The organism is Variovorax sp., assembly GCF_035634955.1.
Taxonomy (GTDB): Bacteria; Pseudomonadota; Gammaproteobacteria; order Burkholderiales; family Burkholderiaceae_C; genus Variovorax.
This window is the reverse complement of the sequence record NZ_DASQBZ010000024.1, coordinates 151481-165154: the sequence shown is the minus strand read 5'-3', so window position 1 is coordinate 165154 and position 13674 is coordinate 151481. Positions and strand designations below refer to the sequence as shown.

General features: G+C 66.2%; 11 protein-coding genes. 4 read left to right on the top strand and 7 right to left on the bottom strand.

Annotation, left to right across the window (positions count from 1 at the left end):
- Positions 1 to 35: 35 nt before the first annotated feature.
- The 5 genes from VES41_RS13705 to VES41_RS13685 all read right to left on the bottom strand — a co-directional run bounded on the left by VES41_RS13705 (position 36) and on the right by VES41_RS13685 (position 4941).
- Positions 36 to 500, bottom strand: a complete 465-nt coding sequence (locus VES41_RS13705; protein WP_324817801.1) for an EVE domain-containing protein — start codon at positions 498 to 500, stop codon at positions 36 to 38.
- A 67-nt stretch (positions 501 to 567) separates the two neighbouring features.
- Positions 568 to 1467, bottom strand: a complete 900-nt coding sequence (locus VES41_RS13700; protein WP_324817799.1) for a carbohydrate ABC transporter permease — start codon at positions 1465 to 1467, stop codon at positions 568 to 570.
- Positions 1464 to 2420: a sugar ABC transporter permease gene (locus VES41_RS13695; protein WP_324818083.1), complete on the bottom strand. Its 957-nt coding sequence runs from the start codon at positions 2418 to 2420 to the stop codon at positions 1464 to 1466. The genes VES41_RS13700 and VES41_RS13695 overlap by 4 nt, the downstream gene beginning before the upstream one ends.
- 49 nt (positions 2421 to 2469) lie before the next feature.
- A complete protein-coding gene (locus tag VES41_RS13690) occupies positions 2470 to 3801 on the bottom strand; it encodes an ABC transporter substrate-binding protein (protein WP_324817797.1) in 1332 nt (443 codons plus the stop codon).
- Between the two features lie 66 nt (positions 3802 to 3867).
- On the bottom strand, positions 3868 to 4941 hold the full coding sequence (locus VES41_RS13685; RefSeq protein WP_324817795.1) for a sn-glycerol-3-phosphate ABC transporter ATP-binding protein UgpC: 1074 nt from the start codon (positions 4939 to 4941) through the stop codon (positions 3868 to 3870).
- 259 nt (positions 4942 to 5200) lie between these two features.
- On the opposite strand from VES41_RS13685, the gene denD reads away from it, so the two are divergent.
- Both denD and VES41_RS13675 read left to right on the top strand, forming a co-directional pair.
- The gene (denD, locus tag VES41_RS13680; protein WP_324817792.1) at positions 5201 to 6217 is read left to right on the top strand and encodes a D-erythronate dehydrogenase; all 1017 of its coding nucleotides are present in this window, start codon (positions 5201 to 5203) and stop codon (positions 6215 to 6217) included.
- Positions 6218 to 6242: 25 nt separating this feature from the next.
- On the top strand, positions 6243 to 8087 hold the full coding sequence (locus VES41_RS13675; RefSeq protein WP_324817790.1) for an IlvD/Edd family dehydratase: 1845 nt from the start codon (positions 6243 to 6245) through the stop codon (positions 8085 to 8087).
- A 28-nt stretch (positions 8088 to 8115) separates the two neighbouring features.
- On the opposite strand, the gene VES41_RS13670 is transcribed toward VES41_RS13675, so the two are convergent.
- A complete protein-coding gene (locus tag VES41_RS13670; RefSeq protein WP_324817787.1) occupies positions 8116 to 9294 on the bottom strand; it encodes a M20 aminoacylase family protein in 1179 nt (392 codons plus the stop codon).
- 51 nt (positions 9295 to 9345) lie between these two features.
- On the bottom strand, positions 9346 to 10341 hold the full coding sequence (locus VES41_RS13665; protein ID WP_324817785.1) for a tripartite tricarboxylate transporter substrate binding protein: 996 nt from the start codon (positions 10339 to 10341) through the stop codon (positions 9346 to 9348).
- Between the two features lie 135 nt (positions 10342 to 10476).
- On the opposite strand from VES41_RS13665, the gene VES41_RS13660 reads away from it, so the two are divergent.
- Positions 10477 to 11370, top strand: a complete 894-nt coding sequence (locus VES41_RS13660) for a LysR family transcriptional regulator (protein WP_324817782.1) — start codon at positions 10477 to 10479, stop codon at positions 11368 to 11370.
- A 433-nt stretch (positions 11371 to 11803) separates the two neighbouring features.
- Positions 11804 to 13663 (top strand): hypothetical protein, encoded by a 1860-nt coding sequence (locus VES41_RS13655; protein ID WP_324817780.1) that lies wholly within the window; start codon positions 11804 to 11806, stop codon positions 13661 to 13663.
- Positions 13664 to 13674 lie beyond the last annotated feature (11 nt).

The following is a 13674-nucleotide window of genomic DNA, read 5'->3' as shown; positions in this document are numbered from 1 at the left end:
CTCGCAGCGCGGACATGCGGTCCGGCCGGTCGCGCTCAAGCCAGGAGGTGCTCGACGATCAGGTCCCAGTGCACCGGCTCGACCGGCGTGATCGACAGGCGGTTGCCGCGGCGCAGCACGATCATGTCGGCCAGCTCGGGCGTGCTGCGCATCTCGGGCAGGGACAGCAGGCGCGTCTTGCGCAGCGCCTTCACGTCGAGCAGCAGCCAGCGCGGCTTGTCCGGGCTGGATTCGGGGTCGTGATAGGGCGAAGCGGGGTCGAACTGGGTCGGGTCCGGGCGCGTGCCGGACGCCACTTTCGCCACGCCGACGATGCCCGGTTGCGGGCAACTGGAATGGTAGAAGAGCACCCCGTCGCCCACCTTCATCCGGTCGCGCATGAAGTTGCGCGCCTGGTAGCTGCGCACGCCGGTCCAGGGCACGGTGGCGTCGGGTGCGGCCAGGGCGTCGTCGATCGAACAGTCGTCCGGTTCGGACTTCATCAGCCAGTAGCTGGGCATGGTCGGCGTCTCCTCCAGTGGCACATCGGCGCGCGCAATATTCGCACATTGCGGCCGCGCAGCTGCGTCACTCCTTCACAGAGCCGGTCAAGCCGGAGACGTAGTACTCGACGAAGAAGGAATAGACGAACGCCACCGGCAGCGAGCCCATCAGCGCGCCGGCCATGAGCGGCCCCCAGTGGTAGACGTCGCCTTCGACCAGCTCGGTGACCACGCCGACCGGCACCGTCTTGTTCTCGGACGACGAGACGAAGGTAAGCGCGTAGATGAACTCGTTCCACGACAGCGTGAAGGCGAAGATGCCGGCCGAGATCAGCCCCGGCACTGCCAGCGGCAGGATGATCTTGATCAGGATCTGCCAGCGCGTGGCGCCGTCGATCAGCGCGCATTCCTCCAGTTCGAAAGGAATGGATCGGAAGTAGCTCATCAGCAGCCAGGTGGCGAACGGGATGAGGAAGGTCGGGTAGGTCAGGATCAGCGCCCAGCGCGAATCAAACAGGCCGAGCTTGACCACGATCGAGGCCAGCGGAATGAACAGGATCGACGGCGGCACCAGGTAAGCCAGGAAGATCGCCACGCCCGACGGCTTGGCGCCGGTGAAGCGCAGCCGCTCGATGGCATAGGCGGCCAGCACCGCGCAGACCAGCGACAGGAAGGTGGAGACCACCGATACCAGCACCGTGTTCCAAAGCCAGGCGGGGTACTCCGTCTCGAAGAACAGCTTGTGGAAATGCGCCAGCGTGGGGCCGATGATCCAGAACGGATTGCCCTCGCGGGACAGCAGCTCCGCGTCCGGCTTGAGCGACGTGACCGCCATCCAGTAGAACGGGAACAGCAGCACGAACACGAAGACGCCCAGCGGCAGGTAGAGCGTGACCCAGCGCCGCGGCAAGGAAGTCAGGAACTCCATGCCGCCGCTTTCGTGACGCGCGGATCGGGGGACTTCGCGCGCTTGCTCGTCGCTCATCGATCGCCTCCCTGTTGCCAGGCCCGCCTCTGGAGGCCGAAGTAGCTGAACATGATCGCCGCCAGCAGGAACGGAACCATCATCGTGGCGATGGCGGCACCCTCGGCCAGCGCGCCGCCGGGAATGGCGCGCTGGAAGGCCAGCGTAGCCATCAGGTGCGTGGCGTTGAGCGGCCCGCCGCGGGTGAGCACGTAGATCAGCTGGAAGTCGGTGAAGGTGAACAGCACCGAGAAGGTCATCACCACCGCGATGATCGGCGACAGCAGCGGCAGCGTGATGTGCCGGAACTGCTGCCACGGCGTGGCGCCGTCGATGGCCGAAGCCTCGTAGTACGACGGCGAGATGGTCTGCAGCCCGGCCAGCAGCGAGATCGCCACGAAGGGAATGCCGCGCCAGACGTTGGCAACGATGGTGGAGAAGCGCGCGTTCCACGGATCGCCAAGGAAGTCGATGTACTGGTCGATCAGGCCCAGCTTGACCAGCGCCCAGCTGAGGATCGAGAACTGCGCATCGAAGATCCACCAGAACGCAATGGCCGACAGCGCCGTCGGCACGATCCACGGCAGCAGCACGACGGCGCGGAAGAAGCTCTGGAACGGCAGGCGGCGGTTGAGCAGCAGCGCCAGCCACAGCCCGAGGACGAACTTGGCGATGCTCGCCACCACCGTGTAGAAGAGCGTGTTGAACAACGCCAGCCGCGTGACGCTGTCGCCGACCAGGAACTCGAAGTTCTCCAGCCCGATCCACTCGCCGGCGCGCCCGATCTTGGCGTCGGTGAAGCCCAGCCAGGTGCCCAGCCCCAGCGGATAGGTCAGGAACAGCAGCAACAGCACCGCCGCCGGCAGCATGAATGCCCAACCCAGCGCGTTGCGGCTGTTCTGGAAACGCTGCAGAAGGCCCGCAGGCCGGGCATCGACACCCGGCCGTCCTGCCGCCAATGTGGTGGGCGCCATCGTTTTGCTCATGGACCTCTCTCGCCCGGCGAAGCCCGGGCCGGGGATATCAAACCTTGTAGTAACGCTCCGCCCGCTTCTGCGCCCGCTCCATCGCCTCCTGGGGCGACTTGGAGCCGCTGATCGCCTCGGCCACCATGTTGGCCACGATGAAGTCGGCGCCGGCACCGGCCGAGGCGTAGCCGAGCCTGCCCTCGTAGCCGGTGGGGCGCATGTTCTTCACCGCGTCGCGGTAGGCGGTGTTCTTGGGGTCGGCAGTCCAGATCGGGCTGCTCTCGTAGGCCGCCAGCGGATGCGCGACGTACCCGGCCGCGCCGGTCAGCCACTTGTCGAACTGCTCGCGCTCCATCATGAAGCGCAGGAACTCCTTGGCCGCATTCGGGTACTTGGTGTACTTCATCACCATCTGGTTGAAGAACAGGTGCGACTCGGTCGGCGTGCCCACCGGCCCGACCGGGAAGGCGGCATGGTAGATGTCGTCCGCCATCGCCTTCATCTTCGCGTCCTGCGAGTTCTTGGCGGCCACGTAGATCGAGATGCCGTTGTTCGTCACCGAGATCTGGCCGTCAAGGAAGGCCTTGTTGTTGCTCGGGTCGAGCCAGGACAGCGTGCCGGGAATGAACGTCGCGTACAGCTGCTTGCCGTACTCCAGCGCCTTGCCCGTCTCCGGACTGTTGATGACCACCTTGTTGCTCTTGTCCACCAGCTTGCCGCCGTGCGACCACATCAGCCAGTTGGTCCAGAGGCTGTCGCCGGTGGCATTGCCCAGCGCGAAGCCGGCAGGCGTTCCCTTTTCCTTGAGCGCCTGAAGCAGCTTGAGGTAGCCGGCGGTGTCCTTGGGAAACTCCTTGAAGCCGACAGCCTCGATCTGGCTCTTGCGGTAGACGATCATCGAGCCGGCCGCGCCCAGGCCCAGCCCGATCCAGCGCTTGCCGTCCGGGCGCAGGTACTGCTGCACCGCCGGGTACCAGCCGCCGTACTTCTTGCCCAGGTACTCGGCCAGGTCGGTCACGTCGAGCAGCTTGTCGGGGTACAGGTTGGCGTCGTCGTTCGTCGACAAAATGATGTCCGGTCCGGCACCGGTATTCGCAGCCACCGCGGCCTTGGGCCGGACGTCCTCCCAATTCTCGTTGTCCACCCGAACCTCGACCCCGGTCTTCTCGGTGAAAGCCTTGACGTTCGCCATGTAAGCGTCGATGTCGCCCTGCACGAAGCGGCTCCAGCGCAGCACGCGCAGCTTGGCGCCTTTTTCCGGCTTGAACGTCACCGCCGACTGCGCGTTGGCCGAGGTGGTGAACATGGCGCCGCCCACGCCCAGCGAGGCTGCCGCCGCGACGCCGGCGGACCCTTCCAGGAACTTGCGGCGATTGAATTCGTTCATTCGTGTCTCCTCTTTCGTGTGTTGAACAACTACGGACGCTTGAAGGACAGGATTCGCAAAAGGCTCTCAGGCCACCAGCCGCTGGCCGGTGGCCGCATCGAACAGGTGGGCGCGCTGCCGGTCGGGCTCGAGGTGGATGACGGTGCCGGGCGCAAACGCATGGCGTTCGCGGAACACGGCGGACAGGTCGGCCCCGCCGTGGCGACAGGCCACGAAGGTATCCATGCCGGTCGGCTCGAGCACCGCGACGTGGGCAGGAATGCCGTGGCCGCTGGTCAGCGTCAGGTGTTCCGGCCGCGTGCCGTACACCACCGGCTGCCCGTCCTGGCCGCCGGCGCCCAGCGGCGCGCCGAGCATGGTGCCGTCGGCCAGCTCGACATGGGCCTCGCCGCCGCTCAGGCGCAGCACGCCGGGCAGGAAATTCATGGCCGGCGATCCGATGAAGCCCGCCACGAACTGGTTGGCCGGATGGTCGTAGAGCGACAGCGGATCGCCGGTCTGCTCGATGCGGCCGTCACGCATCACCACGATCTGGTCGCCCATGGTCATCGCCTCGATCTGGTCGTGCGTGACGTAGATCGACGTGGTGCGCAGGCGCTGGTGCAGTTCCTTGATCTCGCTGCGCATCGCCACGCGCAGCTTGGCGTCGAGGTTCGACAAAGGCTCGTCGAACAGGAACACCTGGGGGTCGCGCACGATGGCGCGGCCCATTGCCACGCGCTGGCGCTGTCCGCCGGACAGCTGGCGCGGATAGCGCTCGAGCAACGGCGTCAGCGCCAGGATCTCGGCCGCGCGCGCCACCTTGGACTCGATGGTGGCCCTGTCCGCCTTGGCCAGCGCCAGCGAGAAGGCCATGTTCTGCCGCACCGTCATGTGCGGATAGAGCGCGTAGTTCTGGAACACCATGGCGATGTCGCGCTGCTTGGGCGGCAGGTCGTTCACCCGGCGCTCGCCGATCAGGATGTCGCCGCCGTTGATTTCCTCCAGCCCGGCGATCAGGCGCAGCAAGGTGGACTTGCCGCAGCCGGACGGGCCGACAAGCACGGTGAAGGAGCCGTCCAGGATGTCGATGTCGACCCCATGGAGCACCGGCACCTCGCCGAAATTCTTCTTGACGGACCGGATCGTGACACTTGCCATGCAGTCGAACCTCCAGATGGCGAGAAATCGGTTTCAGCCAGGGCTGTGGCGGGTTTCAGTTGTCGGCCGACCACCGCAGCGGCGCAGTATCGGCCAGGGGTCAGGCCAGTCGCCATCCGGGCAAACCAACCCGTGTCAACCCTGAGATCATTTGTATGATGACCTGATCATCGAGCTTCGAAAAGGGCGCGAACCGCAACAAGCGACGCGGCGGCCCCGGGCGCAGAATCGCGCCACAACGAGTCAAGGAGATCTCCCCATGAAACTGATGATCACGGGCGGCGGCGGCTTCGTCGGCGCTCGCCTGGCGCGGGCGCTGCTGGCGCGCAGCGAGCTGTCGGGCCGGCGCATCGAGCGGATGGTGCTCACCGACATCGCGCCACCTCCCCCCGACCTTCTGGCGGACCCGCGTGTCGAGGCACGCACCGGAGCGCTGCTGACACAGACCGACGCCCTGCGCACGGAAGCCTTCGACGGCGTCTTCCACCTCGCATCGGCCGTCTCCGGCGAATGCGAAGCCGACTTCCAGCTCGGCCTGAGTTCCAACCTCGACAGCACCCGCGCCCTGCTCGATGCGTTGCGCGCCCGCACCGAGGCAGGCGGCACGCCGACCCGGCTGGTGTTCTCCAGTTCCATCGCCGTGTTCGGACCGGACCCGGCAGTGCCCTTCCCCGCGGTGGTGGCGGACGACACGCTGCCCACCCCGCAGACCTCGTACGGCACGCAGAAGCTGGTGTGCGAGCACCTGATCTCCGACTACACCCGCAAAGGCTACGTCGATGGCCGGGCCGCCCGGCTGATGACCGTCACCGTGCGCCCCGGCCGGCCGAACGGAGCCGCATCATCCTTCTTCAGCGGCATCATCCGCGAGCCGCTGGCCGGCGTCGAGGCGATCTGCCCGGTCTCGCCCGACGTGTCGCATCCCATCTCGTCGCCGACGCGCACCGTCGAAGGGCTGATCGCGGTCTTCGAGGCCAGCCGCGAGGCCTTCTGCGGCCGCACGGCGCTCAACCTGCCGGGCCTGAACATCCGTGTGGCCGACATGCTCGACGCGCTGGAGGAAGTTGCCGGCAGCGCGGTGAGGGCGCGGGTGCGCTTCGAGCGCGACGAACGCGTGGCGAACATCGTGGCCAACTGGCCCACCGGCGCATCGGCCGCGCGCGCCGCACGACTGGGCTTGCGCCCGCACGAAAATTTCGCAGAAATCATCCGGCAGTACATCGACGATTGCCGCGCCCAGCCCAACGCCGACCAGACCCTCAAGGGACTTGCCTGAGATGCCCACTCCCGATCCACGCCCCATGAAGAAAAGCACCAAGGCCAAGGCCGCCGCACCCGCCAGGAGCAGGAAGGCCGGCAAGCAGGCCGCGCCGCGCCTGCGCTCGCAGGCCTGGTTCGACAACCCGGCCAATGCCGACATGACGGCGCTGTACATAGAGCGCACCATGAACTTCGGGCTCGGCCTGGAAGAGTTGCAGTCGGGCCGGCCGATCATCGGCATCGCGCAGTCGGGCTCCGACATCGCGCCGTGCAACCGGCATCACCTCGTGCTGGCCGAACGCATGCGCGAGGGCATTCGCGACGCGGGCGGCATCGCCTTCGAGTTCCCGCTGCACCCGATCCAGGAAACCTGCAAGCGCCCGACCGCTTCGCTCGACCGAAACCTGCAATACCTGTCCCTGGTCGAAGTGCTGTACGGCTACCCGATCGACGGCGTGGTGCTCACCACCGGTTGCGACAAGACCACGCCGGCGCAGATCATGGCTGCGGCCACGGTCGACATTCCGGCCATCGCGCTCAATTCCGGGCCGATGCTCAACGGCTGGTACGACGGCCAGCGTACCGGCTCGGGCACCATCGTCTGGCGCGCACGCGAGATGATGGCCGCCGGCGAGATCGGCTACGAGGGCTTTCTCAAGCTGGTGGCGTCGTCGGCACCGTCCACCGGCCACTGCAACACCATGGGCACCGCCAGCACCATGAACGCGCTGGCCGAGGCGCTGGGCATGACGCTGCCGGGCAGCGCCGCCATTCCGGCGCCGTATCGCGACCGCCAGGAAATGGCCTACATGACCGGCAAGCGCATCGTCGAGATGGTGCGCGAGAACCTCAAGCCCTCGGACATCCTCACGCGGGCCGCGTTCGAGAACGCCATCATCGTCAACTCGGCCATCGGCGGTTCGACCAACGCGCCGATCCACCTGAACGCCATCGCCCGCCACATCGGCGTGCCGCTGTCCAACGCCGATTGGGAAAAGCTCGGCTACAAGGTGCCGCTGCTGGTCAACCTGCAACCGGCCGGCGAATACCTGGGCGAGGACTTCTACCGCGCCGGCGGCGTGCCGGCGGTGGTGGCGGAACTGATCGCCCGCGGCAAGATCCAGCCCGCGCTCACGGTCAATGGCAAGACGCTGGTCGAGAACTGCGAAGGGCACTTCGCGACCGACCGCAAGGTCATCTGGCCGTACGCCAAGCCGCTGAAGAAGGACGCCGGGTTCCTCAACTTCAGCGGCAACCTGTTCGACTCGGCGATCATGAAGACCAGCGTCATCACGCCCGAGTTCCGCCAGCGCTACCTCGAGAACCCCCAGGACCCGATGGCCTTCGAAGGCCGTGCCGTGGTGTTCGACGGACCGGAGGACTACCACGCGCGCATCGACAACCCCAAGCTGAAGATCGATGCGCACTGCGTGCTCTTCATGCGCGGCGTCGGTCCCATTGGCTACCCCGGCGCGGCCGAGGTGGTGAACATGCGCCCGCCGGCCTATCTGCTCAAGAAAGGCATCACCGCCCTGCCCTGCATCGGCGACGGACGGCAGTCCGGCACCTCCGGCTCCCCGTCCATCCTCAACGCTTCGCCCGAGGCGGCCACCGGCGGCGGCCTGGCGCTGCTGAGGACCGGCGACCGGGTGCGCTTCGACCTGAAGAAGCGCAGCGCCAACATGCTGGTGCCCGACGATGAACTGGCGCGCCGCCGCACCGAACTGGAGAAGGCCGGCGGCTATCCGTACCCGCCGAGCCAGACGCCCTGGCAGGAAATCCAGCGCGGCATGGTGGACGAGTTGTCCAACGGCATGGTGCTCAAGCCGGCGGTGAAGTACCAGCGGGTGAACGAGACGATGGGGTTGCCGCGGGACAACCACTGAGCGCGCGGAGGCGCCGCGCGCAGGACCATCAGCGCGCGGCCAGGAACCGCTCGGCCAGCAGCACCCAGTACGCGCTGCCGATGGCCACGTTGCCGTCGTTGAAGTCGTACCCCGGGTTGTGCACCATGCAGGCGCCGGCGTCGTCGCCCGCGCCGTTGCCGATGAACAGGTAGCTGCCCGGCACGCGCTCGAGCATGAACGCGAAATCCTCGCTGCCGGACACCTGCCGCCCTTGCGGGACGACCTTGTCCGCACCGACCAGTTCGGTGGCAATGTCGCGCGCGAAGGCGGTCTCCTGCGGGGTGTTGACCAGCACTGCGTAGCCCGGTCGCCAGTCGACCTCGGCGCGCACGCCGAAGCTCTCCGCCTGGGCCGCGACCAGCGCCTTGACACGCTGCTCCACCAGCTGGCGCACCTCGCGATCGAGCGCGCGCACGCTCAGCTCCAGCGTGGCGCTGGCCGGGATCACGTTGTTGGCCTTGCCCGAATGGATGGCGCCGACGGTGACCACCGCCATCTGCAGCGGGTCGACGTTGCGCGACACCACCGTCTGCAGTGCCAGCACGATGCTGGCTGCCGCCACGATCGGGTCGGCCGTGCGGTGCGGCAGCGCACCGTGTCCGCCCACGCCGTGCAGCGTGACAGTGGCGTAGTCCGACGAGGCCATGAACGCGCCCTCACGCAGCACGAAGTGACCCTGCGGGTAGCCGGGCATGTTGTGCATGGCGAAGACCGCGTCGCACGGGAATCGCTCGAACAGGCCGTCGTCCATCATGCGCAGCGCGCCGCCGCCGCCTTCCTCGGCAGGCTGGAAGATGAGGTTGAGCGAGCCGTCGAAGTTGCCCTGCTCGGCCAGGTGGCGAGCGGCGGCCAGCAGCATCGCGGTGTGTCCGTCGTGCCCGCAGGCATGCATCACGCCCGGGTGCCGGCTCGTCCACTCGGCGCCGCTGGCCTCGTCGATCGGCAAGGCGTCCATGTCCGCCCGCAGGCCCAGGCGCCGCGTGCCGCTGCCACGCACCAGCCGGCCCACCACGCCAGTGCCACCGATGCCGCGCGCCACCTCGTAACCCCAGCCTTGCAGCTTGTCGGCCACCAGCGCGGAGGTGCGGTGCTCCTCGAACGCCAGCTCGGGATGCTGGTGAATGTCGCGGCGCAGCTGGATGAATTCGCCGGCGCGGGCGGCCAGTGCGTCAAGCAGATAGGTCATGGTCGATGAGAGGATGTTGCCGCCTGGGCGGCTGGAATGGGGCCCAGCACGTCACTGCGGTTGCAGGCCGATGGATGCGGCCAACTCGCGGTAGCGGGCCGTCTCGCGCGACAAGAACTGGTCGGCCTCGGCCAGCGTCATCGGCGCCGACGCCGATTGCGTCTGCGCTTGCAGTTGCGTGCGCACTTCCGGATCCTGCAGCGCGCGGCCGATGGCCGCGTGCAACTTCTGCACGACCGGCTCGGGCGTATCGCGCGGCACCAGGTAGCCGCTCCAGGTGCGGTACGACAGGCCCTTGAGCGCCTGTCCTTCGGCCACGGTCGGCACGTCCTTGAGCAGAGGCGAGCGCTCGGCGCCCAGCTGCCCGATCACCTTGACCTTGCCCTGCTCGGCCAGCGCGCCCATGGCCGCGCTGTAGACCAGCACCGCGAAGTCGAGCTGGCCGCCGCCGATGTCCTGCAGCACCGGTGCGTTGCCCTTGTACGGCGCATGCAGCAGGCGCACGCCGGCGCGCTTCTGCACATCCTCCAGCACCAGGTGGTAGAGCGAGCCGATGCCCACGCTGCCGTACGTGAGCGGCTTGTCGGGGTTCTTGCGCGCCAGCGCGATCAGCTCGTCCACGTTCGACACCGGCAGGTCCTTGCGCGCGACGAACACCATGACCGCATCCGCGGCCGGATGCACCAGCCGGAAGTCCTCGCTCTTGACCTTCACCGCCGAGTTGGCCAACGACGCCAGGATCACCTCGTTGGGCGAGCCCTGGAACACGTAGTAACCGTCGTGCCGGGCCGATAGCACCTTCTGCGCCGCCAGCGCGCCGCTGACGCCGCCAAGGTTCTCCACCACCACCGGCTGCGCCAGTTCCTTGGTCAAAGCGATGCTGACGATGCGCGCCATGGCATCCGACGGTCCGCCCGCGGGGTAAGGCACCATGATGCTCACCGGCCGGCTCGGGTACTCGTCGGCCTGCGCTGCGCCAACGCCAAGGGCCGTCAGGCCCAATGCCGCGAATGCGGGGGCCAGCAGTGAACGGGCAAATGCTCTCATCTCGTGTGTCTCCTGAATGTTGGGTGCCAGGCGGCTTCGCGGAATGGTAGGAACGCGGTCCGGCAAGGTCCAATGCATTGTTGAAGCACAATCGATGCATTGAAGTTATACGAATAGCGGACTGGGCGGAACGACATGACGCTGGTACAGCTTCGCCATCTGGTGGCCTTGGCGGATTCCGGCTCGTTCAGCCGCACCGCCGAGCGCCTTTTCATCAGCCAGCCGGCACTCAGCCGCAGCATCCGCGCGCTCGAGTCGGAGCTGGGCCAGGCGCTCTTCGACCGCGTCGGCCGGCGCAGCGAATTGACCGCCGCAGGGCGCGAACTGCTCATCCGCGCGCGGCAGATCGTGGCCGACGCCGACGAACTTCAGGACACCGGCCGGCGGATGGCGCGCGGCGAGGCTGGCGTCCTGCGCATCGGCATGGGATCCGGCCCGGGCGCGGTGCTGATGACCCCGCTGCTGCTGGAAGCCGCTGCCCGCCACCCCGGCCTGCGCGTGGACATTTCGCGCGCCCGTACCGACCTGCTGGTGCACGCGCTGCGCGAGCGCATGCTCGACGCGCTGGTGGTGGACGCCCGCTCGCTGGCGCCGGCGCCCGACCTGCAGGTCGACAGCCTGCGCGAGATGCGCGGCACCTTCATGTGCCGTCCGGAACACCCGCTGGCCGGCCGCCGGCGCGTGCGCTTCGACGAGGTCCTGCGTTACCCGCTCGCCTCCACTCCCCTGAGCGACGAAGTGGTGCGGGTGCTGGTGGACCGCTTCGGCCCCGCCGCGCACCCGGACCGGTGCGTCAGCCTGCGCTGCGAGGAAATCGCCAGCCTGGTCGAAGTCACGCGCCGAAGCGACGCGGTGCTGCTGGCGATCCATGCGGCAGGCAGCGGTCTGGTCGAACTGGACATGGATCCGCCGGTGAATTCGACGGCACTGTTCGGGGTGGTGACGCTGGCGCGCCGCGCGCCGGCGCAGGGCCTGTCACTGGTGCGCCAACTGATGCTTTCTTTGATGCTCGACCAACATCTGGCGTGAAGTGGCCCGTTCCAAGGTCTCCAGAAAAGATCGGGTGACCTTCTTCACGCACGCAAAAGCCCGATATTCCAGCGGCTTCGAGTGATAGCCCGGGCAGGCGCGGATGTTCAGGCGCCACAACGTTTTCTTCGAGTAAATAACACCAAATAGAAAATCACTCGAATTTCCAGCCAATATACACATCGGCAACCTACGTCATTTGCCGCGATATACCGCGCGCGCTATAAACACGCGCGGTGCGCTTCACAATATTGCCTCTTGACACTCTTATACAAAACAAACCTGCATGAATAGAGGATTGATAGCGCCAAATTCCAAGAAACAAAATTGAGAAAATGGAACATTTTTGCGATGCCTCGCGTCACGAATTGACGCAAGTGCAAGTCGATGGCCGGCTTCGATTGCTCAACTCCAAGCACGGGCGAAGTATTTCGTGAAATCCGCATCCCTCACGGTCGTATTGGGGCTGCTCTTGGCCAGCGCAGAGGTTGGCGCAAGTCTGAAGAACGAAGCGCAGTTGATCGACTTCTGGGCAGCGTCCTACGAGGCAAAGGAAGAGGAGCTTTGCAAGCCGGGCGCGGCGGAGCGCATCACGTTCTCGCCATCCGCAAGATTTGCGGTTTTCGATCAGAACATCAGCCGGAAGCACTCGACAATCGCCGACGGGACGCGGCTGAACATCCTCGACACGGAATGCGCGGTCAACCGCAATGCCATCAGGTCATGCTTGACGACCGTTTCCGCGCCGATTGGCGTGCGGGTCATGGGATGGGGCGCCGACGACCGGATACTTTTCGTGGTCGAGAACGACAGGAATCTGCTGAAGATCGAGTTCTCGAAAGACCGTACCAAATGGAAGATAACGGAGCGGGTGCCGTTGGCGAACCGGGCCACTGCGAGAATCGCAACGCGGCTGGGGCCGACGACTTCCATCTCGGCGGATCAGGAAAATGACCGGCTCGAGCGCATCCGAGCCGAGGCAGTCAAGAACGTCGACCTGGGCGAAGTCACCGGAATCTACATCGGCCCCGATGAAGCGACCGGCACGATTCTCGAAGACTCCAGAGACCTGCACCTTGCCGCCATCACGGGCGCAGGGCGGCTTGATTTCACTGCAACGTGGCGCGAAGTCCCCGCGGCGCAATTGACCTTCGACGCATCGGCACAGGGCGCCTACGAGACCAAGCATCTGCTCGGCGAGGGAATCGTTTCGGGCACCGGCCTGAAGAACCTGGAACCCGTCGATCGACTCCCCTTCGCACAGCCGATCGTGTCACCGAAAGACGGGCGCCTGCTGGGTTTCCACAATGACTCGGAATTGCGGCTCGATCTTCCGCAGGCCGTGCGCAACAGGATAGGCACCACCATCGCGAGCAAGAGAGATCACGGGTACTACATCAAGAGCATCAGCATTGCCGGCCGGAGCAGTCACGGGCAGATCCTGGAAAGCGTCAATGGAGGAAAGAAGATCCTCATTGCAACCGCCCGGGGAGAGATCGAAAAGGACTGCCCGGCTACGGCGCATTCGACCGCGATCCAGAGCATCGACTACGTCAGCCTGGGGTCGGCGGATCGGCCCCTCTTCGGGAAGCTGTTCACCACGCCGGACAGCAAGGGTCTCGTGGCCCTGTTCGGCGACGGGCCATTGAACAACGCGGATGCGATCTCGTCTTCCGCTCGCCGGTACCTCGACATGCGCTGGAGCGTTCTGGCGATCAACTACAGCGGTAGCGTTGGCAACGGCATCGGCGTGTCGCGGCGGCTGGCTTCCGAGGGGTTGCAACGGGCGATGGAAGCCGATGCGCAAGCAACTTCGCGTTTCGTGGCGAAAAGACTCAATCTCGCAGGAGAAACCATCGTCCATGGAGAAGGCTTGGGCGCCCTGCCCGCCATCGCGCTGAACGGCGAATTGAAGCGCCCGAAGAAGATGGTATTGGTCGCGCCACTCCTGCGGTACCGCCCACCCGGGACCGACGCTGCCGACAGCCCGGCGGCCGCTCGCGCGCCAGACATTGCAAGTGCCAAATACCAGAACAAACTCGATCGGGCACTCCTGGGCGTCGACATCCTCGCCGCTCAGACGAGGCTGACGAAGCTGCGCGATCAGCAGTCGCAAGCCTTGCTCATATTCGACGACCAGGACGCGCGATCGCTCGTTGGCGACATACCGCAGTCCTGGGACAAAGCCACGCTGACCATCAAATCGGTCAAGGGCGACCACGCATCGGCAGCAATGCACCCAGAGACCTGGATGGCCATAGAAAAGTGGATGGACGGTCGCCTCGTTCAATAGCCCGGGACGCG

Coding starts and splice junctions, on each gene's coding strand:
- VES41_RS13705 (WP_324817801.1), bottom strand. CDS start 500: ATGCCCAGCTACTGGCTGATGAAGTCCGAACCGGACGACTGTTCGATC.
- VES41_RS13700 (WP_324817799.1), bottom strand. CDS start 1,467: ATGAGCGACGAGCAAGCGCGCGAAGTCCCCCGATCCGCGCGTCACGAA.
- VES41_RS13695 (WP_324818083.1), bottom strand. CDS start 2,420: ATGGCGCCCACCACATTGGCGGCAGGACGGCCGGGTGTCGATGCCCGG.
- VES41_RS13690 (WP_324817797.1), bottom strand. CDS start 3,801: ATGAACGAATTCAATCGCCGCAAGTTCCTGGAAGGGTCCGCCGGCGTC.
- VES41_RS13685 (WP_324817795.1), bottom strand. CDS start 4,941: ATGGCAAGTGTCACGATCCGGTCCGTCAAGAAGAATTTCGGCGAGGTG.
- denD (WP_324817792.1), top strand. CDS start 5,201: ATGAAACTGATGATCACGGGCGGCGGCGGCTTCGTCGGCGCTCGCCTG.
- VES41_RS13675 (WP_324817790.1), top strand. CDS start 6,243: ATGAAGAAAAGCACCAAGGCCAAGGCCGCCGCACCCGCCAGGAGCAGG.
- VES41_RS13670 (WP_324817787.1), bottom strand. CDS start 9,294: ATGACCTATCTGCTTGACGCACTGGCCGCCCGCGCCGGCGAATTCATC.
- VES41_RS13665 (WP_324817785.1), bottom strand. CDS start 10,341: ATGAGAGCATTTGCCCGTTCACTGCTGGCCCCCGCATTCGCGGCATTG.
- VES41_RS13660 (WP_324817782.1), top strand. CDS start 10,477: ATGACGCTGGTACAGCTTCGCCATCTGGTGGCCTTGGCGGATTCCGGC.